This is a genomic window from Rhodanobacter koreensis (assembly GCF_054782855.1).
Genome location: NZ_BAAGRR010000012.1, coordinates 41,902 through 67,128, shown reverse-complemented (window position 1 = coordinate 67,128; position 25,227 = coordinate 41,902). Strand labels below are relative to the sequence as shown.

At 64.2% G+C, this 25,227-nt stretch carries 29 protein-coding genes; 14 read left to right on the top strand and 15 right to left on the bottom strand.

Annotated elements, in window-relative coordinates:
- Positions 1-46 precede the first annotated feature (46 nt).
- Genes ACYVKM_RS13970 through tviB form a run of 3 tightly spaced genes read right to left on the bottom strand, consistent with a single transcriptional unit; the run spans position 47 to position 3,210 of the window.
- On the bottom strand, positions 47-856 hold the full coding sequence (locus tag ACYVKM_RS13970) for a 4'-phosphopantetheinyl transferase family protein (RefSeq protein WP_460878223.1): 810 nt from the start codon (positions 854-856) through the stop codon (positions 47-49).
- Between the two features lie 24 nt (positions 857-880).
- Positions 881-1,933, bottom strand: a complete 1,053-nt coding sequence (locus tag ACYVKM_RS13965) for an SDR family oxidoreductase (RefSeq protein WP_460878222.1) — start codon at positions 1,931-1,933, stop codon at positions 881-883.
- Positions 1,933-3,210, bottom strand: coding sequence for a Vi polysaccharide biosynthesis UDP-N-acetylglucosamine C-6 dehydrogenase TviB (gene tviB, locus ACYVKM_RS13960; protein WP_460878221.1), 1,278 nt, complete (start codon positions 3,208-3,210; stop codon positions 1,933-1,935). Before tviB ends, ACYVKM_RS13965 begins: the two co-directional genes overlap by 1 nt.
- 383 nt (positions 3,211-3,593) lie before the next feature.
- Between tviB and ACYVKM_RS13955 the strand changes: the two genes are divergently transcribed.
- Together ACYVKM_RS13955 and ACYVKM_RS13950 are read left to right on the top strand one after the other, a co-directional pair.
- Complete coding sequence (locus tag ACYVKM_RS13955) at positions 3,594-4,370, top strand: ferredoxin--NADP reductase (RefSeq protein WP_460878220.1); 777 nt, start codon at positions 3,594-3,596, stop codon at positions 4,368-4,370.
- 138 nt (positions 4,371-4,508) lie between these two features.
- Positions 4,509-4,994, top strand: a complete 486-nt coding sequence (locus ACYVKM_RS13950; protein WP_460878914.1) for a DUF456 domain-containing protein — start codon at positions 4,509-4,511, stop codon at positions 4,992-4,994.
- Positions 4,995-5,037: 43 nt separating this feature from the next.
- On the opposite strand, the gene ACYVKM_RS13945 is transcribed toward ACYVKM_RS13950, so the two are convergent.
- Positions 5,038-5,394 carry a TfoX/Sxy family protein gene (locus ACYVKM_RS13945; RefSeq protein WP_460878219.1) on the bottom strand — a complete coding sequence of 119 codons (357 nt, stop codon included), beginning with the start codon at positions 5,392-5,394 and terminating at the stop codon, positions 5,038-5,040.
- Between the two features lie 2 nt (positions 5,395-5,396).
- Positions 5,397-6,065 carry a PAQR family membrane homeostasis protein TrhA gene (gene trhA, locus ACYVKM_RS13940; RefSeq protein ID WP_460878218.1) on the bottom strand — a complete coding sequence of 223 codons (669 nt, stop codon included), beginning with the start codon at positions 6,063-6,065 and terminating at the stop codon, positions 5,397-5,399.
- A 484-nt stretch (positions 6,066-6,549) separates the two neighbouring features.
- Between trhA and ACYVKM_RS13935 the strand changes: the two genes are divergently transcribed.
- The 5 genes from ACYVKM_RS13935 to ACYVKM_RS13915 all read left to right on the top strand — a co-directional run bounded on the left by ACYVKM_RS13935 (position 6,550) and on the right by ACYVKM_RS13915 (position 11,798).
- The gene (locus tag ACYVKM_RS13935; protein WP_460878217.1) at positions 6,550-7,224 is read left to right on the top strand and encodes an energy transducer TonB; all 675 of its coding nucleotides are present in this window, start codon (positions 6,550-6,552) and stop codon (positions 7,222-7,224) included.
- A gap of 309 nt (positions 7,225-7,533) precedes the next feature.
- Positions 7,534-8,112, top strand: coding sequence for a cysteine dioxygenase (locus ACYVKM_RS13930; RefSeq protein WP_460878216.1), 579 nt, complete (start codon positions 7,534-7,536; stop codon positions 8,110-8,112).
- Positions 8,113-8,142: 30 nt separating this feature from the next.
- The gene (locus tag ACYVKM_RS13925) at positions 8,143-9,510 is read left to right on the top strand and encodes an FAD/NAD(P)-binding protein (protein ID WP_460878215.1); all 1,368 of its coding nucleotides are present in this window, start codon (positions 8,143-8,145) and stop codon (positions 9,508-9,510) included.
- 19 nt (positions 9,511-9,529) lie between these two features.
- A complete protein-coding gene (gene cls / locus ACYVKM_RS13920) occupies positions 9,530-10,921 on the top strand; it encodes a cardiolipin synthase (RefSeq protein WP_460878214.1) in 1,392 nt (463 codons plus the stop codon).
- 85 nt (positions 10,922-11,006) lie between these two features.
- Complete coding sequence (locus ACYVKM_RS13915; RefSeq protein ID WP_460878213.1) at positions 11,007-11,798, top strand: carboxylesterase family protein; 792 nt, start codon at positions 11,007-11,009, stop codon at positions 11,796-11,798.
- A gap of 25 nt (positions 11,799-11,823) precedes the next feature.
- Here the strand turns inward: ACYVKM_RS13915 and ACYVKM_RS13910 are convergent, their stop codons facing one another.
- Positions 11,824-12,219 carry a hypothetical protein gene (locus tag ACYVKM_RS13910; protein WP_460878212.1) on the bottom strand — a complete coding sequence of 132 codons (396 nt, stop codon included), beginning with the start codon at positions 12,217-12,219 and terminating at the stop codon, positions 11,824-11,826.
- A 115-nt stretch (positions 12,220-12,334) separates the two neighbouring features.
- Between ACYVKM_RS13910 and pncA the strand changes: the two genes are divergently transcribed.
- Positions 12,335-13,003 carry a bifunctional nicotinamidase/pyrazinamidase gene (pncA, locus tag ACYVKM_RS13905; RefSeq protein ID WP_460878211.1) on the top strand — a complete coding sequence of 223 codons (669 nt, stop codon included), beginning with the start codon at positions 12,335-12,337 and terminating at the stop codon, positions 13,001-13,003.
- Between the two features lie 26 nt (positions 13,004-13,029).
- On the opposite strand, the gene ACYVKM_RS13900 is transcribed toward pncA, so the two are convergent.
- Positions 13,030-13,497 carry a putative toxin-antitoxin system toxin component, PIN family gene (locus tag ACYVKM_RS13900; protein ID WP_460878210.1) on the bottom strand — a complete coding sequence of 156 codons (468 nt, stop codon included), beginning with the start codon at positions 13,495-13,497 and terminating at the stop codon, positions 13,030-13,032.
- Positions 13,498-13,543: 46 nt separating this feature from the next.
- The gene (locus ACYVKM_RS13895) at positions 13,544-13,732 is read right to left on the bottom strand and encodes a CPXCG motif-containing cysteine-rich protein (RefSeq protein WP_460878209.1); all 189 of its coding nucleotides are present in this window, start codon (positions 13,730-13,732) and stop codon (positions 13,544-13,546) included.
- A 65-nt stretch (positions 13,733-13,797) separates the two neighbouring features.
- On the opposite strand from ACYVKM_RS13895, the gene ACYVKM_RS13890 reads away from it, so the two are divergent.
- Both ACYVKM_RS13890 and ACYVKM_RS13885 read left to right on the top strand, forming a co-directional pair.
- Positions 13,798-14,751: an ion channel gene (locus ACYVKM_RS13890; RefSeq protein WP_460878208.1), complete on the top strand. Its 954-nt coding sequence runs from the start codon at positions 13,798-13,800 to the stop codon at positions 14,749-14,751.
- A gap of 58 nt (positions 14,752-14,809) precedes the next feature.
- Positions 14,810-15,088: a hypothetical protein gene (locus ACYVKM_RS13885; protein ID WP_460878207.1), complete on the top strand. Its 279-nt coding sequence runs from the start codon at positions 14,810-14,812 to the stop codon at positions 15,086-15,088.
- Positions 15,089-15,129: 41 nt separating this feature from the next.
- On the opposite strand, the gene ACYVKM_RS13880 is transcribed toward ACYVKM_RS13885, so the two are convergent.
- The 4 genes from ACYVKM_RS13880 to ACYVKM_RS13865 form a co-directional block, all read right to left on the bottom strand.
- Positions 15,130-16,092 (bottom strand): quinone oxidoreductase family protein, encoded by a 963-nt coding sequence (locus tag ACYVKM_RS13880; protein WP_460878206.1) that lies wholly within the window; start codon positions 16,090-16,092, stop codon positions 15,130-15,132.
- 57 nt (positions 16,093-16,149) lie between these two features.
- Positions 16,150-16,863 (bottom strand): HAD family hydrolase, encoded by a 714-nt coding sequence (locus tag ACYVKM_RS13875; RefSeq protein WP_460878205.1) that lies wholly within the window; start codon positions 16,861-16,863, stop codon positions 16,150-16,152.
- 106 nt (positions 16,864-16,969) lie between these two features.
- Positions 16,970-17,503, bottom strand: a complete 534-nt coding sequence (locus tag ACYVKM_RS13870; RefSeq protein ID WP_460878204.1) for a DUF6630 family protein — start codon at positions 17,501-17,503, stop codon at positions 16,970-16,972.
- Between the two features lie 66 nt (positions 17,504-17,569).
- Positions 17,570-17,944, bottom strand: coding sequence for a YciI family protein (locus tag ACYVKM_RS13865; protein WP_460878203.1), 375 nt, complete (start codon positions 17,942-17,944; stop codon positions 17,570-17,572).
- 86 nt (positions 17,945-18,030) lie between these two features.
- Here ACYVKM_RS13865 and tsaA point away from each other — a divergent pair, with 86 nt between their 5' ends.
- On the top strand, positions 18,031-18,567 hold the full coding sequence (tsaA, locus tag ACYVKM_RS13860; RefSeq protein WP_460878202.1) for a tRNA (N6-threonylcarbamoyladenosine(37)-N6)-methyltransferase TrmO: 537 nt from the start codon (positions 18,031-18,033) through the stop codon (positions 18,565-18,567).
- Positions 18,568-18,604: 37 nt separating this feature from the next.
- On the opposite strand, the gene ACYVKM_RS13855 is transcribed toward tsaA, so the two are convergent.
- Complete coding sequence (locus tag ACYVKM_RS13855; RefSeq protein WP_460878201.1) at positions 18,605-19,093, bottom strand: hypothetical protein; 489 nt, start codon at positions 19,091-19,093, stop codon at positions 18,605-18,607.
- Positions 19,094-19,538: 445 nt separating this feature from the next.
- On the opposite strand from ACYVKM_RS13855, the gene ACYVKM_RS13850 reads away from it, so the two are divergent.
- Complete coding sequence (locus tag ACYVKM_RS13850) at positions 19,539-20,384, top strand: DUF4377 domain-containing protein (RefSeq protein WP_460878200.1); 846 nt, start codon at positions 19,539-19,541, stop codon at positions 20,382-20,384.
- Here ACYVKM_RS13850 and ACYVKM_RS13845 read toward each other — a convergent pair.
- Positions 20,378-21,727 (bottom strand): M48 family metallopeptidase, encoded by a 1,350-nt coding sequence (locus ACYVKM_RS13845; RefSeq protein WP_460878199.1) that lies wholly within the window; start codon positions 21,725-21,727, stop codon positions 20,378-20,380. The genes ACYVKM_RS13850 and ACYVKM_RS13845 overlap by 7 nt on opposite strands.
- Positions 21,728-21,957: 230 nt before the next feature.
- Here ACYVKM_RS13845 and ACYVKM_RS13840 point away from each other — a divergent pair, with 230 nt between their 5' ends.
- Together ACYVKM_RS13840 and ACYVKM_RS13835 are read left to right on the top strand one after the other, a co-directional pair.
- On the top strand, positions 21,958-22,677 hold the full coding sequence (locus ACYVKM_RS13840) for a DUF1223 domain-containing protein (RefSeq protein ID WP_460878198.1): 720 nt from the start codon (positions 21,958-21,960) through the stop codon (positions 22,675-22,677).
- Between the two features lie 705 nt (positions 22,678-23,382).
- Positions 23,383-24,432, top strand: a complete 1,050-nt coding sequence (locus tag ACYVKM_RS13835; RefSeq protein WP_460878197.1) for a hypothetical protein — start codon at positions 23,383-23,385, stop codon at positions 24,430-24,432.
- A gap of 239 nt (positions 24,433-24,671) precedes the next feature.
- Here ACYVKM_RS13835 and ACYVKM_RS13830 read toward each other — a convergent pair whose 3' ends face one another.
- Complete coding sequence (locus tag ACYVKM_RS13830; protein WP_460878196.1) at positions 24,672-25,196, bottom strand: GNAT family N-acetyltransferase; 525 nt, start codon at positions 25,194-25,196, stop codon at positions 24,672-24,674.
- Between the last annotated feature and the right edge of the window lie 31 nt (positions 25,197-25,227).

Below are 25,227 nucleotides of genomic sequence, written 5' to 3'. Positions count from 1 at the left end.
CATGACTCGCGTACAGCCATACACGTCTTGTGCCAAGCCGCGCCAATCAAGGGTTTGAGGGCGGCTCATCCATGCTGATTTCGTGACAAGCATGATTCGTGCCGCCTATACCGGCCGGCACGTACAAACGGCATAGGCCAACAGTGACCGGCGCCGCGAATGCTCCTGCCACTCCCGTCGGCAGATCCAGCTCGCACACCCGGCACGGTGGATGCGCAGAATTCGATGGCGGAGCCACCGGCGCGCTTGTGGCTGCCGGCAGCGTCGAGGGAGATTCCAGCAGACCCGTACCGAATGCCTTGAGCAACGCCTCCTTGCGTGTCCACAGCGCCAGCAGGGCTGCTTCACGCACCGTCACGGGCAGTTCCTGCATGTCCGCCGCTTCGACCGGCGTGCAGATTGTCGTCGACAGATCACTCAGCGCGATCCGCGCCGGCGAACACTCGATATCGACGCCCACGGTAACGGCATGGCCCACGGCGATCGCCACCCAGTTACCGCTGTGGCTGAGACTGGTGGCAAGCGGCGTATCCGGCAGTTGCGGCTGACCCCACGGCGCCCGCACCAGCGGTACTGCGGACGCCTCCATACCCAGGCAGACCCCCAGCACCATGCGCCACAATGCATGCGCCAGCAGGTAGACCGAACGGTCGCGCTCGAAATGGAATCGTGCGGCACGATGGCGTTCGTCGGCATCGAGCATACGTTCTGCCACCGCCGCGTACGTTGCCAGCGCGGAAGTGTCGACCACCAGCACACAGGCCTCGCCGATACCCGGTGCAGCAAAACCGGTGCGCGCGAGGATGCCCGACACTACCTGTGCGAAGTCATTCATCGCGATGTCATGGCTGCTCATCGGACCGCCGGGATTGCGCCGGACTTACGCGTGATCGTGCCGCGCGATGAAGTCCAGATACCATGGCATCGCCTCGCGCAGGCCCGTCGGCAGCGTGTGCGTGGGCTCGTAACCCAGGCGGGAATTGGCGCGGCCGATATCGGCCAGTGAATGGCGCACGTCGCCTGCGCGGAAATCGCGATAGACCGGTTTGCGCGCATACTGCCGACCTTCCATCGCCAGCTGCGCGACAAGCGCGTCGAACAGCTCGTTCAGGCTGGTGCGCTGGCCCACGGCCACGTTGTAGACCAGGTCACGATGCTCCTCGGCAGACAGCGCGGCGAGCAGGTTCGCCTGCACCGCATTGGCGACGAAACAGAAGTCGCGGGTGGTCTCGCCGTCACCATTGATGAACACGTCTTCGCCGCGAATCATCGTCGCGATCCACTGCGGGATCACCGCCGCATAGGCACCGTCCGGATCCTGGCGACGACCGAACACGTTGAAGTAACGCAGGCCGATGGCCTTGAAGCCGTAGCAACGCGCAAATACCTCGGCATAGATTTCATTGAGCAGCTTGGTCGCCGCGTAAGGCGACAGCGACCGGCCGATCTTGTCCTCGACCTTCGGCAAGGTGGGCTCGTCGCCATAGGTGGAACTGGACGCCGCATAGGTGAAGCTGGCCACACCCGCATCACGCGCAGCCACCAGCATGTTGAGGAAACCGGTGGCATTGGCCCCGTGTGTGGCCAGCGGATCCTCGATCGAACGCGGCACCGAGCCCAGTGCGGCCTGATGCAGCACATGGCCCACGCCCGCACAGGCCGCGCGGCAATCCTCGAGGTTCTGGATATCGCCCCTGATGAAGCGGAACCGCGACCATGCCTGCGCACCGACGAGTTGCTGCACCTCGTCGAGATTGCGCTGATAACCGGTGGCGAAATTGTCCAGCCCGACGACCTGCTGACCCAACCTGAGCAGCGTCTCGACCAGGTTGGAGCCGATGAACCCGGCCGCACCGGTGACCAGCCACGGCAACGACTCACCCTGTACGCGCGCCTGCAGCGCCGGCGGCAATGCGACTTCGGCAATGGCCATCACAGCCTCCCGTCCACCGCTTCACGCGGCAGCACATATTTCACGTCGTAGATCACCGCCGCCGGCTTGCCGAAGGCACGGATGCCCTCGACGCCCATCGCGACGAACTGCCTGTGACCAACCGCGATGATCACCGCGTCGTAACTGCCTGGCTGCGGCTGCGCCACCGGGCGGACGCCATACTCATGCTCGGCCTCGGCCACATTCACCCACGGGTCGTGAATGTCGACCTCGGTACCGTAGCCGTGCAAGGCCTCCACGATGTCGACCACCCGGGTGTTGCGCAGGTCCGGACAGTTCTCCTTGAACGCCAGGCCCAGCAGCAGGATGCGCGCGTGCACCGGATTGATGCCCTTGCATACCATCAGCCGGATCACTTCGTTGGCGATATACGGGCCCATGCCGTCGTTGGTACGGCGCCCGGCCAGGATCACGTCCGGATGGTGGCCGACTTCCTGCGCCTTGTGGGTCAGGTAGTACGGGTCCACGCTGATGCAGTGGCCGCCGACCAGACCGGGGCGGAACGGCAGGAAATTCCACTTGGTACCGGCCGCCTGCAACACCTCCAGCGTATCGATGCCCAGCTTGTTGAACAGAATGGCCAGGTCGTTGACCAGGGCAATGTTGAGATCGCGCTGGGTGTTCTCGATCACCTTGGCCGCCTCGGCCACCTTGATGCAGCTGGCCTTGTGCGTGCCCGCGGTGATGATCGAGCCGTACAGGCGATCGACGAAGTCCGCCACCTCGGGGGTAGAGCCGGAGGTCACCTTGAGAATGGTGGTGACGCGATGCTGCTTGTCACCGGGATTGATCCGCTCGGGGCTGTAGCCGGCAAAGAAGTCGTGGTTATAGGTCAACCCGGAGACTCTTTCGAGAATCGGCATGCACACTTCTTCGGTGCAGCCCGGATACACCGTCGATTCGTACACCACCGTGTCACCCGGCTTGAGGACCTTGCCGAGGGTTTCGCTGGCCTTGATCAGCGGGGTCAGGTCCGGCCGCTTGGCGGAATCGATCGGCGTCGGCACGGTGACGATGTAGACGTTGCAACTGCGCAGGTCGTCGAGACTGGCGCTGAAGCGCAGGCGCGTCGCCGTGGCCAGCTCGTCGGCATCGACTTCCAGCGTATTGTCACGACCGGCGCGCAACTCGTCGATGCGTGTCGCATTGATGTCGAAACCGACCGTGTCGTAATGCTTGCCGAACTCCACCGCCAGCGGCAAACCGACATAACCCAGGCCGACGATGGCGATCTTGGTGCTTTCCAGATTCCGCATGCGAAACATCCTTGATGGATTTTCAATTCGGAAAATCGGAGCGGACACTTGGCTTCCCGCTTCGATAATGTGCAATACCAACGCGAACCCGGCACGCCGAGCCGCCATGATGACACCGACCCGGCCGAATATCGAAGTAGCCAGCCGGCGGATTGCCTTTGCACTAGGCGCAGGCAGTGCAGCAGTAAAAAAGAATCGTCATGACCCTGCGCTGACTGCCGACACGGGCGCAACCCTGCCGAATCGCGTACCCTTGCCACGATTGCCGCGATCATCCCGGTACGAGCCAAGGCATGCGGCCCGCTCTTTCCTCGAAAGAGCCCCATCGCCCGCATATGGCTGAACATCACCCCTGCAACAGCAACAACACGAGACAACCCGACATGGTGGCCATGGCAACCGAGCACGTGATCGACGTGCAGCATTGGAACGACACGCTCTTCAGCTTCCGTACCACGCGTGATCCCGGCTTTCGCTTCGACAGCGGCCAGTTCGTGATGATCGGACTGGAAGCGGACGGACGCCCGCTGATGCGCGCGTACTCGATCGCCAGCGCCAGCTGGGAGGAACACCTTGAGTTCTTCTCGATCAAGGTCGCCAACGGCCCGCTCACCTCGCGCCTGCAGCACCTGAAACGGGGCGATCCGCTGATCGTCACGCGCAAGCCCACCGGCACCCTGGTATTGAATGACCTGAAACCCGGCAGGCACCTGTACCTGCTCGGCACCGGCACCGGGCTGGCGCCATTCCTGAGCATCATCCGCGACCCGGAAACCTACGAACGCTTCGACCGGATCGTGCTTGCCCATGGCGTGCGCCACATCAACGACCTCGCCTACGCGGACTACCTGGAGCGCGAACTGCCGCGGCACGAATACCTCGGCGAGCTGGTGCGCGAGAAGCTGATCTACTACCCCACGGTGACGCGCGAGCCCTTCCGCAACCGCGGCCGCATCACCGACGCGATCGCCGACGGCGTGATGAGCGAGGTCACCGGCCTGCCTTCGCTGAACCCCGAAACCGATCGCGTGATGCTGTGCGGCAGCCCGGTGATGCTCGACGACCTGTGCGCCCTGCTCGACGGCCGTGGCTTCCAGGCCTCGCCGCGCACGCGCGAGCCGGGCGACTACGTGATCGAGCGGGCCTTCGTCGAGAAATAGCCTGCGAGGAACACGTAGAGAAAAGTGGGGAACAAGGCAGGCATCGCGCCTTTGATGCTTTCCCGTTCATTTCTCACTCCTCCCCATCCGCTTCTGCTCCAATGCCGGCATGACTGTAGCGACGGAACACCACTGATGATGGATATCGCGTTGTATGCGCTCGCCGCGCTGCTGATCGTCGGCGGCCTGGCCGGTTCGGTGCTGCCATCATTGCCCGGCATCCCGATGATCTTCGGCGGCATCTGGCTGGTCGCCGCGGTGGATGACTATCGCCATCTCGGCCTGTGGTGGCTGTTGATCATCGGCACGCTGGGCGGCATCGGGGTGATCGTCGATTTCGTCGCCAGCACGCTCGGTGCCAAACGCGTCGGCGCCAGCAAGCGGGCACTATGGGGAGCCAGCCTGGGCACCCTGGTCGGGATGTTCTTCGGCATCCCCGGCCTGCTGTTCGGGCCGTTCCTCGGCGCGCTCGCTGGCGAACTCGCCTCCGGCACCAGCGTGCTGCGCTCGGCCCATGTCGGCATCGGCACCTGGCTGGGGCTGCTGTTCGGCACCCTGGTCAAGCTTGTGCTCTCGTTCGTGATGGTCGGCCTGTTCGGCGTCGCCATGCTGTTCTTCGGGTGAACGGCTGCGCTTCCCACAGCCATCGCATGAGCGAAGCATCAGCTCAATGGCGGGACCTGCGCACGTTGCAGGCTGCACCCGCCGCGCTCCTTGCCAGCCATGTGGCCAAGCCTGCCGTGTCGTGGTGCAGCGATGCCGGCAGCACGATGTAATGCCGGCTCGGCGCCGCGCCCGGTTTTGCAATCAACCGCGAAGTGCCGTCGAGCCGCAGCAGCGCGGACTGGTCGGCCGGCGCCAGCTTCAGGGCCAGTCCTCCCATCGTCAGCCAGGCGCAGGGTTTTTCATCCAGATACGCCATCAGACCGCCGAACATCGGCTTGAAGCGCAGGTCGTGCGGCCTGCCCAGATGGGTGGCCGCGTCCTCGAGGTCACGACGCATAGCGTCCAGCGCGGCCGGCACGCTCAGGCCGCCGTATCGGGAATCACGTACAGCAGCACGGCAAGGAAATGCAGCACGCTGCCCGCCAGCACGAACATGTGCCACAGCGCGTGGTGATATGGCAATCGCCGCCACAGGTAAAACGGCACGCCCAGCGTATAGGCCACGCCGCCGCCGATCAGCAGCAGCATGCCGCCGGTCTGCAGATGCGCGCTGAGCGGCTTGAACGCGATCATGCCGATCCAGCCCATGCCCACGTACAGCAGCACGGCCAGCTTGTGGTAGCGCCTGAACAAGCCGAGCTCCAGCGCGATGCCGGCCAGCGCCAGCGTCCACACGGCGGCAAACAAGCTCAGGCCCCAAGAGCCGGGAAGTGCGATCAGGGTGAACGGAGTATAGGTGCCGGCAATCAGCAGATAGATCGCGATGTGGTCGAGCACACGCAGCGCCGGCTTGGCCTTCGCCACGGAGATCGAGTGGTACAACGTGGATGCGGTATACAGCAGCACCAGCGAGGTACCGAAGACGGCGCAGGCGACCACCGCGAGCGCGTTGCCGTGCAGCGCCGCAAACGCCACCAGCATAGCCAGTCCCGCGATGCTGAGGACGATGCCGATACCATGAATGACGCTGCTGGCCAGTTCGTCGCCGAAGCTGTAGCGCGGGATGGCCGCGCCGGATGTGGCGGACATGGGTGACTCCTGACGAAGTAACGGTGGCGTGCAACGTTCCCTACCTTACCCGGCGTACCCACGATTGCATATCGCGGTGCATGGTCATCTGCTGCCATGGACCGCATTACTCGATGACGAAGGCACCGAAAGCCACGCCCATGGGCAAGACCCGGCGTGAAACCCTCTTTCACTTCAATTGCACGCTGACCCCATGCGCCCGGAGTGAAACTGCCGGAGCGGATGCAATCCATCCCCCCTGTCATCCGCGTTCCGCCCCGCTCCCCGCGGGGCATTTTTTTGCCGATCCGTACAGCCTGATGCCGGCGTACCGGCATCACCTTGCACTCGATACCACCTTGGTACGGACCGCATATGGACGTCCGGCCGTCCACTTGCGCCATGGCGCGCAACAGGCATACGCTGCCATCGCGGCCGCACGATCCCCCTGCCTGTGCGCAGCGTGACGGACGCTACAACCCAAACTACCGTCAGGAGGTCGCTTATGTCGTCCGCAAGCCTGGCTGTTGCTCGTCGCCCACGTCCCGACCGTACACGCATCGCTGCGCTCAGTGCCGCGATTGCGCTCAACCTTGCCGTCATCGTGATCGCCTCTCGACCGATCACCTCCGCACAGCTCGCCGTAGTCAATCAACTGGCGCCGGTGCAGCTGATCCGCTTCATCGATCCCCCGGCCGTGTTGCCGCCACCGCCACCGGTGGAGCTGAAACCACTGCCAAAACCGCCAGCCCTGCCACAGGTCCATGTGCGACCGATGCCGGTGACTGCGCCACCAGTAGTGATGCCCAGCACGGAGGGAGACGTCGCCGCGCCACCGGTCACCACGCCGACCCTGGCCCCTGCCAGCAGCCTGCCCGGTACCGTGGTGACCGCGCCGCCGATCGAAGCCAGCCTGGCCTATCTCTCGGCACCCTTGCAGTTTCCGGTTCAGGCATTGCGCCAGCACATGCAAGGCACCGTGCTGCTGCGCGTGCTGGTAGATGAAACCGGCAAGCCGGTGGATGTGCAGGTGGAACGCAGCAGCGGCTATGCCCTGCTCGATCGCAGCGCACGCGAGCAAGTGCTGGCCGGCTGGCGTTTTCACCCGGCGATCGTGAGCGGTCAGGCAGTGCGCGCCTGGGCACAGGTCCCGGTGAGCTTCACCCTGCAGGGACAATAGGCCAAGAGCCTGTTCACGATCTCGGCAAACGGAAGGCCCGGCCGGCAACGCATGCCCGACCGGGCCCTTCCACGGCAACCACAAGCCCGACCTCGTGAGCCGACGCACCTACGCGCCGCGTCGCAGCCTTTGCGCAACGGCCTTGACCACCACCATGAAAGTGGATCAGGCCGCCGGCGCAGCTCCAGCATGGAGGTCGCACGCGCCCGACGCATGGTGCAAAAGTCATGGCAAAAAGCCGCCGGCGTCTTACACGCCTTTAACGGCAGCCATGCTCCACTGATCTCCACACCCTGTCGAGTTTCATGCATGGGCAAGCACAGCCGCACCCTGAAAACCCTGCGCAACATCGCGCTCGAGTACGGCAGCAGCGAGCAACCGGATCTGGCCTTGATGGCGCGCGAACTGGGCTGCGTGGTACATCAGCATGCAGTCGTGCTGGCCAACCGCCTGGCCCCCTTGCGCGCGCGCCAGCGCGGCTTCGAGCGCTGGCTGCTGGCCGAGCGCAGCAAGCCTGCGCTCAGCGTGCTGGTAATGGCGTGGCCACCGAACCATCTCACCCCGGTGCACGACCACGCCGGCTTGTGGGGTCTGGAAGTGGCCCTCGCCGGAGCGCTGGAGGTGCAGTCCTATACGCGCGACCCTGCCTCGGGTGACCTGCGCATGCTGGGCCGCGACTGGCTCGGCCCTGGCGATGGCACCTGGTTCGAGGGTAGCGATACCCACGTCCATCGCTGCCGCAACCTGTCGCAGCACGATACGGCACTGACGCTGCATGTCTACGGCGGTGATCTCGCGCAATTCTTTGCCTACGAACAGGCCGACTCCGCCGGCGGCTGGATCGCGCAGCCACAACGCAGCAGCATTGCCGGCCGCCTGCGCGGCTGATTGCACGACACCAAACGCACAGGGAATGCCATGTTTCGACGGGTCGCCATCATCGGCGGCGGTGCCGCGGCAGCTACGTTGCTCGGCGAACTGCTGGAGCGCCAACCGGCGCAGCCGCTGCATCTTGACTGGTATACCGGTGCTGCCGGCGCACCGGCGCGCGGCGTTGCCTACGGCACCACCTCGGATCGCCACCTGCTGAACGTGCGTGCGGCCTCGATGAGCATGTTTGCCGGCAAGCCGCGCGGTTTCCTGGATTTCGTGCAGCGCGACGATCCGGCGATTACCGGCACCGACTTCCTGCCGCGCCGCCGTTATGGCGACTATCTGGAAGCCGAGGTGGCGCGCGCGTTGCAGCAGGGCAAGAACCATCGGCATGACGTCAACATCATCCCGTTCGCCATCGATGCACTGGTGCCCGAAAGCGACGGTGTCACACTGATCCACGGCGAGGAAAGTCACCACGCGGATGCTGCCGTACTGGCGCTTGGCGCGTTGCCGCCACAGCCTCTGGGCGGTGTCAGTGCCGCCGCACTCGACAGCGGCCGTTATGTGGTGGACCCATGGCCACTGCTGGCCGGTGCTCCGGGCATCTCACCGTCGCCGCGCAAGGTGGTTTTGATCGGACTGGGACTGACCGCGGTCGACGTGCTGCTCGAGCTTGCCGCGCAATGGCCGCAGACCGAATTCATCGCGGTCTCGCGCCACGGCCTGCTGCCTGAGGCACATCTGCACAAGGCCGCCGCGCCGGCCGATGACAGCGCCGAGCTGATCGCCGCGATGCGAGATGCGCCGGAAATCCATCGCTGGATGCACCTGCTGCGCGAAGCGTGTGCACAGGAGACGGACTGGCGCCCGGTCATCGACAGCCTGCGGCCGCATACTTCCGGCCTGTGGCAGGAGCTGCCACTGGAACAGCGTGCACGCTTCCTGCGCCATGCGCGCTGGATCTGGGAGCGCGTCAGGCACCGCATGCCGCCGCAGGTACTCGAGTCGATCACCACACTGGAACAGTCCGGCCAGCTGCAGCGCCAATGCGGCCGGGTGCAATCGGTGCAGCTGGTCGACGATGTCCTGCAGCTGACCCTGGGCCACGCGGGCGAGACACGCACGCTGTGCGCCGACCTGGTGATCCAGACCGTCGGCCTGGATACCGACGTGCGCCGCACCCGGCATCGACTGGTACGGCAACTGCAGACCAACACGCACATCACGGCAGACCCGCTCGGTCTCGGCGCGCAGGCCGATGGCGCGGGCCGCCTGCGCCATGGCGACAGCCACTGGCCGCATCTGTTTGCCATCGGCAGCTTGCTACGCGGTACGCTGTGGGAGTCCACAGCCATGCCGGAGATCCGCCAGCAGGCCCGCAATCTCGCCGATCACTTGCTGGGCGACTAGTCGGCCTGTACAGCCTGCCATGACCCTCAGCATGCTTACCGCCGGGATCCTGCTGCTGCACCTGCTGGGCGTTTTCGCGGCAATGCATGCCGTGATGTACACGCGCACTCCGCAGGGTGCGATCGGCTGGGCGCTCGGCCTGCTTCTGCTGCCCTATGTCACCTTGCTGCCTTACCTGTATCTCGGTTCCAGCCGTTTCCTGGGCTATCGCACGGGGCGCAGGCGGCGACCGGCGCCACTGCCTTCGGCCAGCACCGACGGACATGCCATCGATCCGGGCTGTGCCCGCTTCGCCGCGATCAGCGCCCTGCAGAGACAACCGTTCCGCGGCGGTCACCGGCTGCGCCTGCTGATCGATGGCGACGCCGCATTCGACGCCATGCTGGCCGCGATGGCCGCTGCGGAAAACTGTCTGCTGGTGCAGTTCTTCATCATCCACGACGACGGCCTCGGCCGGCGCCTGCAACAGCTGCTGTTGCAGCGTGCCGCCGCCGGCGTGCACGTCTGCGTGCTCTACGACGGCGTCGGCAGCCATGACCTGCCGCAGCAGTACGTCGACACCCTGCGCGCGGGCGGCGTGGCGATCCACCCGTTCGCTACCCACCGCTGGCGCAACCGCTTCCAGCTGAATTTCCGCAACCACCGCAAGATCGTGGTGGTGGACGGTACCTGCGCTTTTGTCGGCGGCCTCAACGTGGGCGACGAATACCTCGGCCTGAAGCCGCCGCTGGCGCCGTGGCGGGACACCCAGCTGGAATTGCGTGGCGCGGTGGTGGCCGACCTGCAGCGACGCTTTGCCGACGACTGGCAATGGATCACCGGCAGCCTGCCACCGATGCCGTCGCCGCTACCCGGCGATGGCGATGCCAGTGCACTGGTGGTGGCCAGCGGACCGGCCGACGAGCTGGAAACCGGCTCGCTGTTCTTCACCGCGGCGATCAACGCCGCGCGCGAACGGGTATGGCTGAGCACGCCGTACTTCGTGCCGGACCACTCGGTGCGTGCGGCACTGCAGCTGGCGGTGCTGCGCGGGGTCGACGTACGCGTACTGATCCCGGCTCGTCCGGATCACCGTACCGTGTTCCTCGCCTCCACCCTGCATGCCCACCACGCGGTACGCACCGGCATTCGCATGTTCCGCTACCAGCCCGGCTTCCTGCACCAGAAGGCGTTGCTGATCGACCACGACAGCGCGGCGATCGGCAGCATGAACCTGGACAGCCGCTCGTTCCGGCTCAATTTCGAGATCGGTGCGCTGATCGTCGACCGTGCGTTTGCCGGCGAAGTGGAGACCATGCTGACTGCCGACTTCGGCCGCGCCCATGCCATCGACGAACGCGAATACCTCGACGCGCCCTATCTGCGCCGGGTGGCGATGCATGTGGCACGATTGTTCGACCCGCTGCTGTAGGCAAAGCTGGGGCGTACCCGTTGCGCGGCGACCTGCTGCGTCCAATGCATCATCGCGAACCGGAACACCGCCGAGGAATGCCACCATGCGCCGTCTCACCCTGCTGCTCTGCCTGATGATCGCCAGCGTCACCGGCTACGCCAGTGCATCGCCACCGTTCGTGGAACGCTCGCTGGACCTGCACGGCAAGACTTATCGCTACCAGGTATTCGTTCCAGACGGCTGGACGGCCAAACAGGCATGGCCGGTGGTGCTGTTCCTGCACGGCAGCGGCGAGCGTGGCGGCGACGACCACAATCAGCTCAGCCAGGGCCTGCCACCATGGCTCAAGGAGCATGGCAAGGATTTCCACGCCGTGGTGGTGATCCCGCAGGCGCCGGACGATACCGCCTGGAACGGCGAGATCGAACAGATGGCTCTGCAGGCGCTGGACGACAGCGTCAAGGCCTACCATGGCGACCGCCAGCGGCTCTACCTCACTGGCCTGTCGATGGGCGGCTACGGTGCGTGGCAGATCGCGCTGGATCACCCCGGCATGTTCGCCGCCGCCGCGATCATCTGCGGCGGCATCGGCCGCCCCAACGACGACGACTTGCATGTGGAAGGCATTCCCGCCGGCGTGACCGATCCCTATGCCTGGGTCGCCGGGCACATCGGCAAGCTGCCGGTGTGGATCTTCAACGGCGCCATCGACGACGTGGTGCCGCCGGCAGAATCGCACCGCATGCACGCCGCGTTGCAGGCGCGTGGCGACGATGTGCGTTATACCGAATTTCCCGGCGTCGGCCACGCCGCGTGGCCGGCGGCCTACGCCACCCCGGAACTGTGGCCGTGGATGTTCTCGCATCGGCTACCGATGGCATCGGCACCACGCTGAGACTTTATCCGCGAAGGGGCAAAACTCAGCCGGGCTTGCCCTGATCGCCGGAACTTCGACGCCCATTGCCGCTGCACACCACCCAGCCGACATAGATCCCCAGCGCCACGCCGAGCAATTCGCACAACACGCGCATGCCGATGCTGTCCGGGTCATGCACCTGTGCCAGCTTCAACTTGAGCAGCGGCAGCGACTGCAGTGGTGCGTAGTTGAAATAGAACAGGTCCGACAGGTCGCCGCTGGCCGTGAGCAGGGTGGCCAGCAGGAACGACCAGCCGATCTGCGGACCGTAGCCCCAGCCATTACGGCGGCCCAGCCAGTGGAACACGACGAACAGCAGCAGGCCCGCCAGCGCGGAAATCACACCGGCTTCGATACCACCGACGATGCCGTAGCCCATCCAGTCCTGGTTGTAATGCATGGCGCCGTGATATCCATCTGTGATTGCCCGGCACATTATGCCTGCTGCGCACACGCGTGCCGGCCCGTGGCGACAAGCTAGACTTCCGAATCCGCCCGATGCACGAACCTCCAGCATGGACCACATCCTTCCAGCCCGCGCAGTCTCACCCCAGGCCGCCCTGATCGTCGTCGACCTGCAACCGGACTTCATGCCCGGCGGCGCACTCGCCTGCCATGAGGGCGACGCGATCGTGCCGGGCATCGACCGGTTGTTGCGCGCACGTGTGTTTCGCCATGTGGTGGCGACCCAGGACTGGCATCCGCGCGGGCATGTCTCGTTCGCCAGCTCGCATCCGGGCAGCGCACCGTTCGAACAGCTCGATCTCTACGGACAGCCGCAGACGCTGTGGCCGGATCACTGCGTACAGGGTACGCACGGCGCCGAGCTGCACCCGGATGTCGACTGGTCGGCGCTCGATGCAGTGATCCGCAAGGGCAGCGATCCCGGCATGGATTCCTACAGTGGCTTCCGCGAGAACCATGGGCCGGCTCGTCGGCGCCCGCCCACCGGGCTGGCCGGCTGGCTACGCGACCGCGGCGTCGACGAGGTATTCGTGTGCGGCCTGGCGCGCGACGTCTGCGTGCTGTGGACGGCGCAGGATGCGCGGGAACTCGGCTTTCGCGCCAGCCTGCTGTGGGACCTCAGCCGCCCGGTGGCACCGGCCAGCGACGACGCCACGCGATCCACGCTGCTGACGCAGGGCATTGCCATTGTCGAGGCCAGTGGGCTGCTGCCGGACTGACGCGACGGTTGTCTCGAGTCAGGTGGTCAGGGCGATCGTGCGTCGGCAATCGACCATAGCTGCGGCAACCGGATGGCGAACAGCCCGGCACTGCGGGTGCGGCGGTCCAGCTTCAGCAGCTCGTTGTCCTTGCTGAGCAGCCAGCGGGCCCGCGATGCCAGGGCAAGTTCCAGGAATTTCTGGTCATCCGGATCGGCGCAGCGCGGCAAGGGAATGTCGTCAGCCGCCGTCGACATCTCCGGTGGCAACAGCCGTATCAACGCGTCGAAAGCCTCACGGAAAGCCGGGCGCTGCCGGTCATCGATCGGCAATTGCGGATAGTGCAGCACCCGCTGCCATTCCTCACGGCAGTCGTCGCGCGTCACGGCCTGCACGGCGCCAGCCTGCAGCGCCGCCAGCAGATGCGAACACAACGGGTCGCGGAACACGAACAGGTCCAGGCACACATTGGTATCCAGCACGATACGCGGCACCGGCGGAATATCGTGGGTCATCGCGAGCGCACCGGGCAAGGCCGTCGCATGAGTGCCGCCGCGTTCATCAGGCCTCGTTCTCGGATGCCGCACTCACCTGCGCCTCGCCGTCCGCATCGATCCGGATGCTCAGGGTGATCGGCCGGCAGCAGACCTGGCAGTCCTCGATGTACAGCTGATCGCCAGCCGAGGCATCGACGAGGATCTCGATGGCTTCGCCGCAATACGGACACGCGATATCGAAGGGTGCAAGCATGGGTGCATTACCGGAACACGGGTAACGCAGCTTGCCACAGACCGGCCACACCGGATGGCGGCGCCGTGCGCGCTACAATCGATCCGTACCGCCCATCCATCCTTGCGAAGACACCCGGGCAGATGCTGCACTTCCTGAATCGACCACGGATCATCGACATCGGCGGGCGACCGTTCGTCAGCCAGGGCCTGTCGCGACGCGTCTGGGATGACATCTATCATCGCGCGCTGACCGTGAGCTGGCCACTTTTCTTCGGCCTGGCCGCGGCGGCCTTCCTGGTGCTCAACACCTTCTTTGCCGGGATCTACCAGCTCGGCACGCAACCCATCGCGAACCAGTATCCGCATGGCTTCGCCGGCGCCTTCTTCTTCAGTGTGGAGACGCTGGCCACGGTCGGCTACGGCGACATGCATCCGCAGACCGTCTACGCGCATATCGTGGCCACCGTGGAAATCTTCACCGGCATGGCATGCATCGCGGTGGTCACCGGACTGATCTTTTCGCGCTTCTCGCGCCCACGCGCGAAGATCATCTTCACCGACTATCCCATCGTGCGAATGATCGACGGCAAGCAGACCTTGATGGTCCGTGCGGCCAATACCCGGCAAAACGTGATCGCCGAAGCCTCTGCCCAGTTGCACCTGCTGCGCCTTGAAACGTCGCCGGAGGGTTTCAAGCTGCGCAAGATCTATGACCTGAAACTGGTCCGCGATCGCCATCCGATCTTCATGCTGAGCTGGAGCCTGATGCATGTGATCGACGAGAGCAGCCCGCTCTATGGCGAAACTCCGGAGACGCTGGAACGCACCCAGTCGGCCTTCCTGCTGAGCCTCGAAGGCATCGACGAAACGACTTCGCAATCCATGCTGGCGCGCCAGCGGTGGAATCATCAGGACCTGCGCTGGAACCATCGTTACACCGATCTTGTCCGCGTCGACGATGCCGGCATCAATATCATCGACTACAGCGTCTTTCACGAAGTGCTGCCGCTGGACGCGGACGAAAGCTCGCCCGGCTGATACTGCGTCACGCACGCCAGGCGATACACTGTGCCTTCCCTCTAGCGGATGACCACCGATGGCCGAGCGCGAGTTCGACAACTACCTTGCCCGCTCCGGCGCCACCCTCGAGGGTTCGCGTTATACCGCCTTTCTCGCAGTGACCCCACGCAAGAGCGGCTACCCGATGTATTTCGCGATCTGCGAAAACCGCAGTTTCCGCGACAAGACGATCGCCGAGACTGCTGCCGCCAAGGCGCTGGCCGACATGCTGGGACTGGAAGACGACGGCACACCGATCTTCCCGGACGACTACACCGGTTTCGATGACGACAAGCCGGCCAACGAACCGGAATGATCCTGCCCCCGGTGCCTATCGAGCGCACCGGTCCGCGTCACTCACAGCGTCAGCAACACCTTGCCGATCGCCTCGCGGCTTTCCAGATAGGCGTGTGCCTTCGCGCCGTCGCTGAGCGCAAAGCGCGCCGCGATGTTCGGCTGCAGCTGGCCGGCGTGGATCTGCGCAAATAACGCCGCTGCCCGTTCGCGGCGGATCGACGCGCTGGTCAGCACGTTCCACAGGTCGCCGCCAGTCAGCGTCAGCGAACGATCCATCAGCAGGCGCGGATCGACCGGATCGGGATCGCCCGCCGCCATGCCGTAGAACACCACCGTGCCACCGATGCTTGCGGCCGCCAGGCTGTCGCCCAGGGTGCGGCCGACCGAATCGTAGATGACGTCGGCACCGTGCGCCGCCGACAGCTCCCTGGCACCTGCCAACCAGTCGCCGTAACCGGCCACCGCATCCGCACCGGCAGCGATCACGGCGGCACGCTTCACCTCGCTGGAGGCAATGCCGAGTACGTGCGCACCCCGTGCCTTCAACATCTGCACCAGCAGCAGACCCACGCCACCGGCCGCCGCGTGCACCACCGCCACATCGCCGTGCCGCACTGCATAGCTGTCGGTCACCAGATACTGCGCAGTCAACCCCTGCAGCAGGGTCGCCGCGGCCGTATCGAACGTGATGTCGTCCGGCAGCGGGATCAGCTTGTCGAGATCCACGGCGACCAGCTCTGCATTCGCGTAAGGCATGTCGGCAAAACCGACGCGGGTGCCTGCCGGAAACAGGTGGTCGCCTGCGGCAGCACGTTCGATTACGCCGGCGCCTTCGTAGCCGAGAATCCACGGCGCGGTGCCGCTCAGGTGGTAATTGCCGTTACGCCGGTAGACGTCCGCGAAATTCAGCCCGACGCTGTGCATGCGCACCAGCGCCTGACCGGGCGCCGGCATCGGGTCGGGCTGCTCGCCCCAGTGCAGGACACCGGGGCCACCGAATTTTTCAAACAGCAAGGCATGCATCGTATGGCGCTCCAAATCGGTTCTGATCCCGACGATCCTGGTCACACAGCGCGCGATTCAGGCCGCCCACTCGCGCAACTGCACCACCGCTGCCGGGATTGCCGACGGCGCATCCACCGTGATCACGCGCGAATGGTCGCCATCGAGGCCGTTTTCCAGCTCGTGCGCCCAGGTCACGTGATACGGCAGGTGCACGCCCCAGCCACCAAGGCGCACCACGGGCTCGATATCCGAGCGCAGCGAATTGCCTACCATGGCGAACTGCTCCGGTTGCAGATTGAACTCGGCCAGTACCCGCTGGTAGGTGTCGGCATTCTTCTCCGACACGATCTCGATGCGCCGGAACAATTCGGCCAGCCCCGACTGTGCGACCTTCTTCTCCTGGTGGAACAGGTCGCCCTTGGTGATCAGCACCACCGCGTGATGCTGCGCCACCGCCTCGACCGCCTCGCGAATGCCGGGCAGCAGCTCCACCGGGTGCTGCAGCACATTCTTGCCCAGCTCGATCAGCCGGTGGATATCACGTGCCGTGATGCGCCCGTCAGTGACCGCAATCGCCGTCTCCACCATCGACAAGGCCATGCCCTTGGCGCCGTAGCCAAACAGCTTGAGATTGCGCTGCTCGGTGGCCAGCATGGTGTCGTGTACACCCTGGTCGCCCAGATCCACGTAGCGTCCGACGATCAGCGCAAATTCCGCATTTGCGTGCTGGTAATAACCCTCGCTGTGCCACAGCGTGTCGTCGCCGTCGAAACCGATCAGTTGCAGCATGGAATGATCCGGAACCCGTTGCCTGTCGAAAGCGGCAGAAGATGCCGCACCTTGCCCTACTGCCCGAGTTCAGCTCACTTCGCTGCAGCTTGCCACATCATCGGGCTCAACTTACGTCGCTGCCCAGGCGCAGGTTGATGCCCAGCGCCGTGGCCAGCTCGCGCAGAGGCTCACCATCGCGCGTCAGCGTCATCCAGCCCGCATAGCGGTCACCGCCGGTTTCCCACGCCCACAGCGTGTAGCCGGACTCGGCCAGGCGGTCATAGGCGATCGAAAACAACTCGGCCGCATCCAGCTCGTCGAAGAAGCCGTCATCGTCCGGATCGCCATTCCAGTCGACCGACAGGCTCCAGCGCGAAGACAGTTCGTCGATCGCCTGCACCAGCGAACGCAGATCGCCAGCGTCCACCATGAAACCGGAACGCCAGTCGATCACCCGGCCGATCAGCTCGACCGGCTCGACCTCGTCCGCATCGGCATCCTCCATCGCCTCGCGGTAATCAGCGAACTGCTGCAGTGCGGTTTCCTCGTCGCCGGGATTGATCAGCAGCAGCAACTGCCAGACCTGCGACTCCACCGACTCGCCCTCACCTTCGTCGAAGTCGGGCTCGGTGTCGTAATCGTCGTCGGATCGGCTCATGGATGGGTCACTGAAAGGCGGGCGTGCATGGTTGCGCATGCTACGCCAGTTGAAAAGCGCCCATCGTCACGCACCTACCCGGCGTCGTACCGCCATCAGGTCACGCACCGGACGGATCTCGATGCAGCCGGTACGCGCCCACGGAAACTCCGCGGCGATCCGCACTGCCTCGTCCATGTCCGCGGCCTCGATCAGGTTGAAACCGCCCAGGTACTCCTTGGTCTCGGCGAACGGCCCGTCGACGACCGTTACCCGGTTGTTGCGGATGCGCACTGTCCGGGCCGTGGACGGCGCCTCCAGCTGCTGCGAATCGAGCAGGTGCCCTTCGTCGCGCAGCTCGTCGGCATGCTTGAAGCATCCATGCATCAGCGTGTCGAACTCGCCCTCGGGTAGCACATCCAGCAGGGCATCGTCGTTGTAGATCATGACCAGGTATTTCATGGCGTCCTCGGCAGGGGAAGGTTCATGGAACCATGGGAGGCAGTGCAAGGATGGATAATGCCGCCATTCCGCCATGCGTGACTACCATGCACGACACCTCCAGCGCGTTTTCCTGCCAGCCGATCGCCTTCGTCCGTTCGCCGTATGCGCGGCGCATCGACGCGCCGCACCAACCCACCGTGGTGGAAGGCACCGAGACCGGCGCGGCGGCCGAGGCCATCATCGAGTTCGTCGCAGACTTTCCAACCGCGGCGTTCCGTGACCTCGCCGGCTTCGAACGTGTCTGGCTGCTGTTCGTGTTCCATCGCAGCGAAGGCTGGAAGGCCGAGGTGCGGCCACCGCGCGGCGGCGGCAAGCGCAGCGTGCTGGCCACCCGTTCGCCACACCGGCCGAACGCGATCGGCCTGTCCGCGGTCGAACTGGTCGCCGTGGAGGAACATGCCTTGCGCGTGCGCGGCGTGGACTTGCTTGACGGCACCCCGATCCTCGACATCAAGCCCTACGTGCCCTACGCCGACGCGTTTCCGGGATCGCGCGCCGGCTGGATCGACGGCATCGACGCGGCGCAGGGGCGCCACTCCGCGCCCGGGCCGCGCCGCCCGCGATCCACACCAGGCAGCTGACCGCCCAAGGTGCCACCCTCACGCATGCTCTGCCGGCTCAGGGGCACTGGCCGCCATTGAGCGCGTTGTCGCTGTCGCAACGCAGGCTCTTCCGCAACGTCACCAGCTTCCCGCGAATCGGGCCGGCGCAGCGGATTTCCACGTCCTTGCCGTCGGCAGTCGCGGCACGTACGCCGGCGCTGCGCCTGTCATTCTCGGTGTAGTCGAAAACGGCATAGTCGGTATCCGCACGGCTGAACGTGACTTCCGCGCGATCGGTCTGATAGCGGGAGTAGTGCGCGTAACGAAGCTGGTCCGCTCCCTTCGATGCATCGTCCGGAAACTGCAGCTCAACGCGGGATGCATTGCCGTATCGATACTGCAGGTTGTCCGGCACGGCACCGCACAGGCTGATCGTCTTGTGCCTCGCGGTATCGCAACTGAAATACGTGGTTTCGCGCGCCTGGCACATCGAGCCTGTCGATGGTTGCGCGGCGCAGGCAGCGGGCATGACCAGAAACAGAAGCAGCGCGGCTTGGTTCTTCATGGAAGAGCGTACCGGGCAATCCATGCACGGCTGGCCATCATGCTTCCCGCCACGGGCCGCCGGGAATAGCGGACTCGACATTGGCTCATCCCTGTCGGTTGGATCACGGATTCATGGGCAACACGGCTGCAGCACTCGAGAATACTCCGGCTAGTGCTCCAGCATCCCGGATTTCCGGGATACCGGCCTGTCATGCGGCGATAACCTGAGCGGTCGATGATACAGATCCCCTCTTCTCAGCCGCTGAGACACTACCCCGTTACTTTGCCCTCGCCGCAACGGAACCCTCCGACGATGGCTCCCGACTTCCTGGCAGTGGTCGGTTCAAACCTCTTGCCGCGTCAGGCGCAAGCCTGGCGCGGCCTTTTTGTGCACGCCTGCTCGCCACGCTCATCAAATCCTGTTCACGCCCGGGCTGCTTGAATCAGTGCCAGGAGGTTCCGTCATGAAAATCTGCACGCTGCTGCTATCGCTCGTCCTCGCCGGCTGCGCGATGACGCCGGCATCAACCACACACGCGACCACGCCCGTCGCGGACAGTTCGAACGCATCGGCGTTGCCGAGTACGCTCACGCGCTATCACTGGCAATTGCACGATGCTGTCGACAACAGCGGCAAGCGTCTCGATGCACTGTTCGGCCTGCCGGACAGACCGCTGCAACTCGACTTCACCGATGGTCGGGTCAGTGCGCGCAACGCCTGCAACCGGATCGGCGGCAGTTACCTGATTGTCGAGGACCATCTCCAGGTCACGCAGATGATGCAGACCATGATGGCCTGCCACGACCAGACCCTGATGCAGCGCGAGATCACCCTCAAGGCGGTGCTGCGCGGCATGCCGACCCTGATCCTGTCGAATGAAGGTAACGCGCCCCTGCTCACGCTGGCGGCCAACGACGGCCGGACGCTGACCTTCGTCGGCAAGCCCACTGCCGAGACGCGCTACGGCAGCGCCGGCGAGACCGTGTTCCTGGAAGTCGCACCAGACAATGTGCCGTGCCATCACCCGTTGATCCCGGACAAATCCTGCCTGCAGGTGCGCGAGATCCACTACGACGCACAAGGCCTGCGCAGCGGCCAGCCCGGCCCGTGGCAGACGCTGCAGCAGGACATCGAGGGTTATGCCCACGTGCCGGGCAACCACGATGTATTGCGGGTAAAGCGTTATGCACTCAAGCAGCCGGCCGCCGATGCGTCATCCATCGCCTATGTGCTCGACATGGTGGTCGAGACCGGCACCGTGAAATCACCGGTCCCGGGCTCCGGGCACGATCAGCCGCCGCATCAGTGACCTGTTGAAGTCGCCGGTGCAGCGGCATCCGTGGCCCTGAAATCCGGATCGTCGAGGTGTTCGGCCTTCCAGATCATTGCGCGATGGATGCGGTTCCAGCCGCTCGGATGATCGAAGAACACGAACTCCTCCACCGGGCCGGGATGCATCTTGCGGTATTCGGAAAGCTGCACGGCCGCCTCGGCAAAACCGTCCGGCTGGCGCGCTGCATTCAGGCCGAACGCATCGGCCTCCGCCTCCATGCTGCGGGTAATCGTGTTGTTCACCGGCGTCAGGAAGAACATGAAGATCGTGAACAGCGCCGCGATCAAGGGCAGGCCGGCCACATCACCGACGCCGCGAATGCCCCAGCGTGCGCCCCAGCGTCGCTCGGCCCAGCCAAACCCCCAGTACACGAAGGCGAAGCCGAGCACGATGACGATGCCGAAAAAGACCAGGCCCTTGTAGACGTGATTGAGCACGTAGTGACCCATCTCGTGGCCAAGCACCGCCTTGATCTCCGCCGGCGTGCTGCGGTTCATCAGGTTGTCGTTGAGGCTGATCCGCGTGGTGCCGAACATGCCGCTCACGTTGGCACTGATGCGCTTGCTCTGGCGCGAGGCGTCGAACCAGTAGACATCGGTGGCGGGAATGCCGTTGGCGCGCGCCATCGACAAGATCTGTGCCTTCAATGGGCTTTCCGGCAGCGACTTGTAGGTGTTGAACACCGGTGCGATGTAGACCGGTGCGATGGTGGCCACAAAGACCATGAACACCAGCGACACGCCTGCCCCCCACAGCCACCAGGTACGCGTGGCCTTGCGGATCACCGCATAGATGATCACCAGCGCCACGGTGCCCAGGATCAGGGCAATGACCAGCCCCTTGGCCTGATCGCCCAGCCATTGCCCCAGGTTCTGGTTGGACAGTCCGTACTGGTGCTCGCGCACGAAGCCCTCGTAGATGTTCCACGGCAAGGTCAGTAGCGTCGTCAGCAGGATGTACTGCAGCGCATAGACGGCTGTCTGCAGCCAGCGCAAACGCGTCAGGCGCTCGGCGAAATCGCGCATGCGCGCCGACAGCCGCGTGCCGAGCAATAGCCACGCCACCACAAGGGCCACCAGCAGATCCCACAGGATCAGCCAGTAGCCGCCCTCGAAATACGCATCGGAGTTCGCCCGCGCCTGCGGCGACAGCTGGGCCATGTAGGCATCGGTGGCGGCATCCACATCGAAGTGCGCCGGACTGGCCGCTGCGGTTGATGCACTGAGCGCCGGTGCAGTATCAGCCGCCGGTGCGGCCCATGCCCGCGCCGCACCCAGCGTCATGACGGCCATCAGCAGGACGGCAAGAACGTATTTCATGGACGACTCCCCTCGTCTGAAGAGTCTCCAACGTAACCGAACCGATGTACGGCCGCCACCCGATTGACTGCCTGCACTCCCGGTCGCTCCGCATGGCGACAGGAAACCTTTCGGATACCATGGACTCATCTTCGATGAAGTAACTTTCCCCGCGGATTGGCGAAGAACAAACGTATCTACACAAACCCTTGGTCCATCCTGCCCGGGGTGTCGACTGGAGAGTAAACGCCATGCCGACCCGTCCGCTCTTGAAACTCCTGCTCGGTGCATTATCACTGCTGGCCTGCTGCGAGCTCGGCTACACGCAGGATCTGCGCGCGACTCACCCACTTGTGGTGGTCGAACTGTTCCAGAGTCAGGGCTGTTCGTCGTGCCCACCGGCCGAGGCCAATCTCAACGCGATTGCGGGACAGCCGGGCATTCTCGCGTTGTCCTACGGCGTCACCTACTGGGACAGCCTCGGCTGGAAAGATACGTTTGCCGCCCAGGCGTACACGGACCGGCAATGGGCGTACGCGAAATATCACAAGCGCGACAACGTGTGGACGCCGCAGGTATACGTGAACGGTCACAACGATCTGGTCGGTTCCGATCGCGCGCAACTCGACCAGGTCATCGCCACTGCAACCTCGCAGGGACCGCAACTGTCCTGGGAGCATGGCCAGCTCGTGGTCGGTGCGGGCAAGCCGGCGGCCATCTGCGACGTGTGGCTGGTGCGTTACGATCCGCGCACGATCAACGTCGCCATCGGCGGCGGCGAGAACCGGGGGCGCACGCTGCCGCATCGCAATGTGGTGCGCGAACTGGTGCATCTGGGTACGTGGGATGGAAACCCGCGTACGTTCGCCGTGCCGTCTACGACGCTGGCCGGCCTCTCGACCGCGGCACTGGTTCAGATCGAAGCCGGCGGCGATATCCTCGGCGCGTCCAAGGATTCCACTGCACGTTGAAAGGCAGCTGACGCTGACTTAGTCATTAGAAATTTTGGTGAAATGCCGGAGACCCGAAGGATCCGCATGAGTCCCCGGCGAGTTGGCTCAACTCAGCGATAGCTCTTCAAAGCCATATTGTTGTCGACGGATACGGAGTACCGCGCCCGTGTCATAGTCGAACAACCAGATACAACAAGGATGACGCCCAAGAGGGCAATCGATGTTTTCTTCGCAATACTTCCCCTGTAGTTGAACTCAGCCCGGGTTTCCGGGATTTCGACTGTAATGTCGACTCACAACTGCTCCTATGTCCGCCATCTCGCGCGCAATTTCTGCGCATGGCTTCCATGCGATGTAGATCCAAGCGGAGATATGGCTCACCGTCCCAAGCCCCGGACGTGATGAGATATTTGCGCGACAGTCAGCGCAAAAGCGATGGCTTGCAGAGCGAAATAATTTGCGAAATGAATGCCATCAAAAATGGGCTATGGCAGCGCATCTGACGTGTGCCACGTCCAAACATGCGTTGCTTTTCCGGCAGCCATTCCATTAAGAAGCGTTCGTCCACGTCGTCATGAGCCATGAAGCGATAGAGCGCGCGTAACTTTCCCTGTATCCCAACGAATGAATGGATGACCGGTGCAATTCCGGTCGCCCGGAAGTACGGCAGGACGACTCCAAATCAGGTCGCCATTTCCAATCGTCACACTCGAGGATACGCACATGAAAAAAGCAGCATGTGGTGTGGGTTTGCTTTCACTGATCGTGGCCGGCGCGGTAGCGGCGCAAGGCGCTTCATCGTCGAACAACCAGCAGGCACTGATCGTGACCGCGTCGAACACGACGCACAACCAGCTCATGGTCTACAACCCGATGGGCATCCTGCTCGAACAGCTCCCCACCGGTGGCGCGGGTGGCGTCAGCGGCAACGCCGGTGGCATCGCCCAGGATCATGCGCGACTCGCCGTGGTCAATTTCGGCTCGGGCAACGTGTCCGTATTCGACAAGGATCTTGAGCATGCCGGCTTGCGCTACGAGAAACTGGTTCCGGCCATCACCAACCCCGTAAGCGTCGCGTTCGGCAACCACCACCTGTACATCCTGACCACCTCCTATATCGAATCGCACCGGATCGATCACTCCGGCGTGGAATCGACCGCGGATGGCGAAGCGAGACTGGTCATCGGCGACGGCTCCGCTGCACAAGTGGGAGCGCTACGGAGACAGTTGGTCATCAGCGAAAAAAGCAATGCGATCGAAACGGTCAACCTGGATAGTCAAGGTGCGGTCATCGGCTCGACCAGGCTGGTTGCCAACATCCCTGCCAACGTCAATGCGCCGTTCGGCCTGGCCACACGCGGCAATGACGCGTACGTGACGATTGCCCACGCGAACGAGATCAGTCTGGTGCGAAACAACGCGGTGCTGACCGTCACCGGTTCGGGCACCCAATCGGCACCGTGCTGGGTGACGCTGGACGGACCCTTCCTGTTCTCCGCCAATTCACCGAGCAAGTCGGTGTCACGCTATGCCGTCTACGGCGAAAAAATGATTCAGGACGCGGCGGTCGTCACTACCTTCAATGGCAACCCGACCGACATCACCTATCGCAGCGACCTGGCCGCGGTGATCGACGCCAGCGGCAGCGTCTCGCATGTCTCCATTTTCGACGTGGACGAGGATGGCGGCTTCACCTTGAAGGGACTGGCGACCATCAACAACGCTGCCACGAACGGAGTCGCCATCGTGCGTGCGGATCACGATTCCGATTGATCATGTTGCAGGCAAAGGAACCGGAAATTTTGAGAAACCTGCCTCTGGTTCCTTTGCTCGTACTCGGCACGACCTGAGCACTGACCGGAACCGTGGTCGCCGAACAGCATCACTCGCTGACGCGTGCGCAGCTGGTGGGCTGCGCGCAGCTCACCGGCGCGACCAGAGCGACGGCAGCGACTGACAAGGAGAAACCACAACCGGACAGAAGATGCAGCACGTGCGATGGGGATACTTTGTCAGCCGACGTCGATCTTGCCCAGCGGCGTGTTTCCCGCAGCGACATCGAGTGCCTGTAACGAGACGGTCTTGCGGCCACCGTCGAGTTGCTGCCGGCCGATTTCACGGAATCCCAGCTTGGCGTGGAACCGTTCGGACGCCGGATTCGGCGGCACGATATCGAACTCGCAGGTGATCAACGGCACGCCATCACGCGACGCCCGCGCATACACCTCGTGATAGAGCCGTGTCCCGACACCCCCCGCCTGCGTGCCAGCAGCCACCACGATGCGATCCACATACAGGAAGCGCGCATGGCGCTGCGCAAACCACTGGTAGTTCGGACTGTCGTAGTCCGCTCCTTCGCGGAACACGAGCAGAAATGCCTCAACCCGCCCGTCCTGTTCGATTACGCGGTGCAGCGCCGCCTGAGCGTGCAACTGCGCCAGGCGTGCGGCGTCGAGCGGACTGAGTACGGCCACGAAAGCCTCGTTGAGGGCGAGGATGGCGGGGAAATCGGCGGGAACGGCGTCTCGGAGCATCATCAATGACCTCGTCTGCCCACAGCATGCCGTA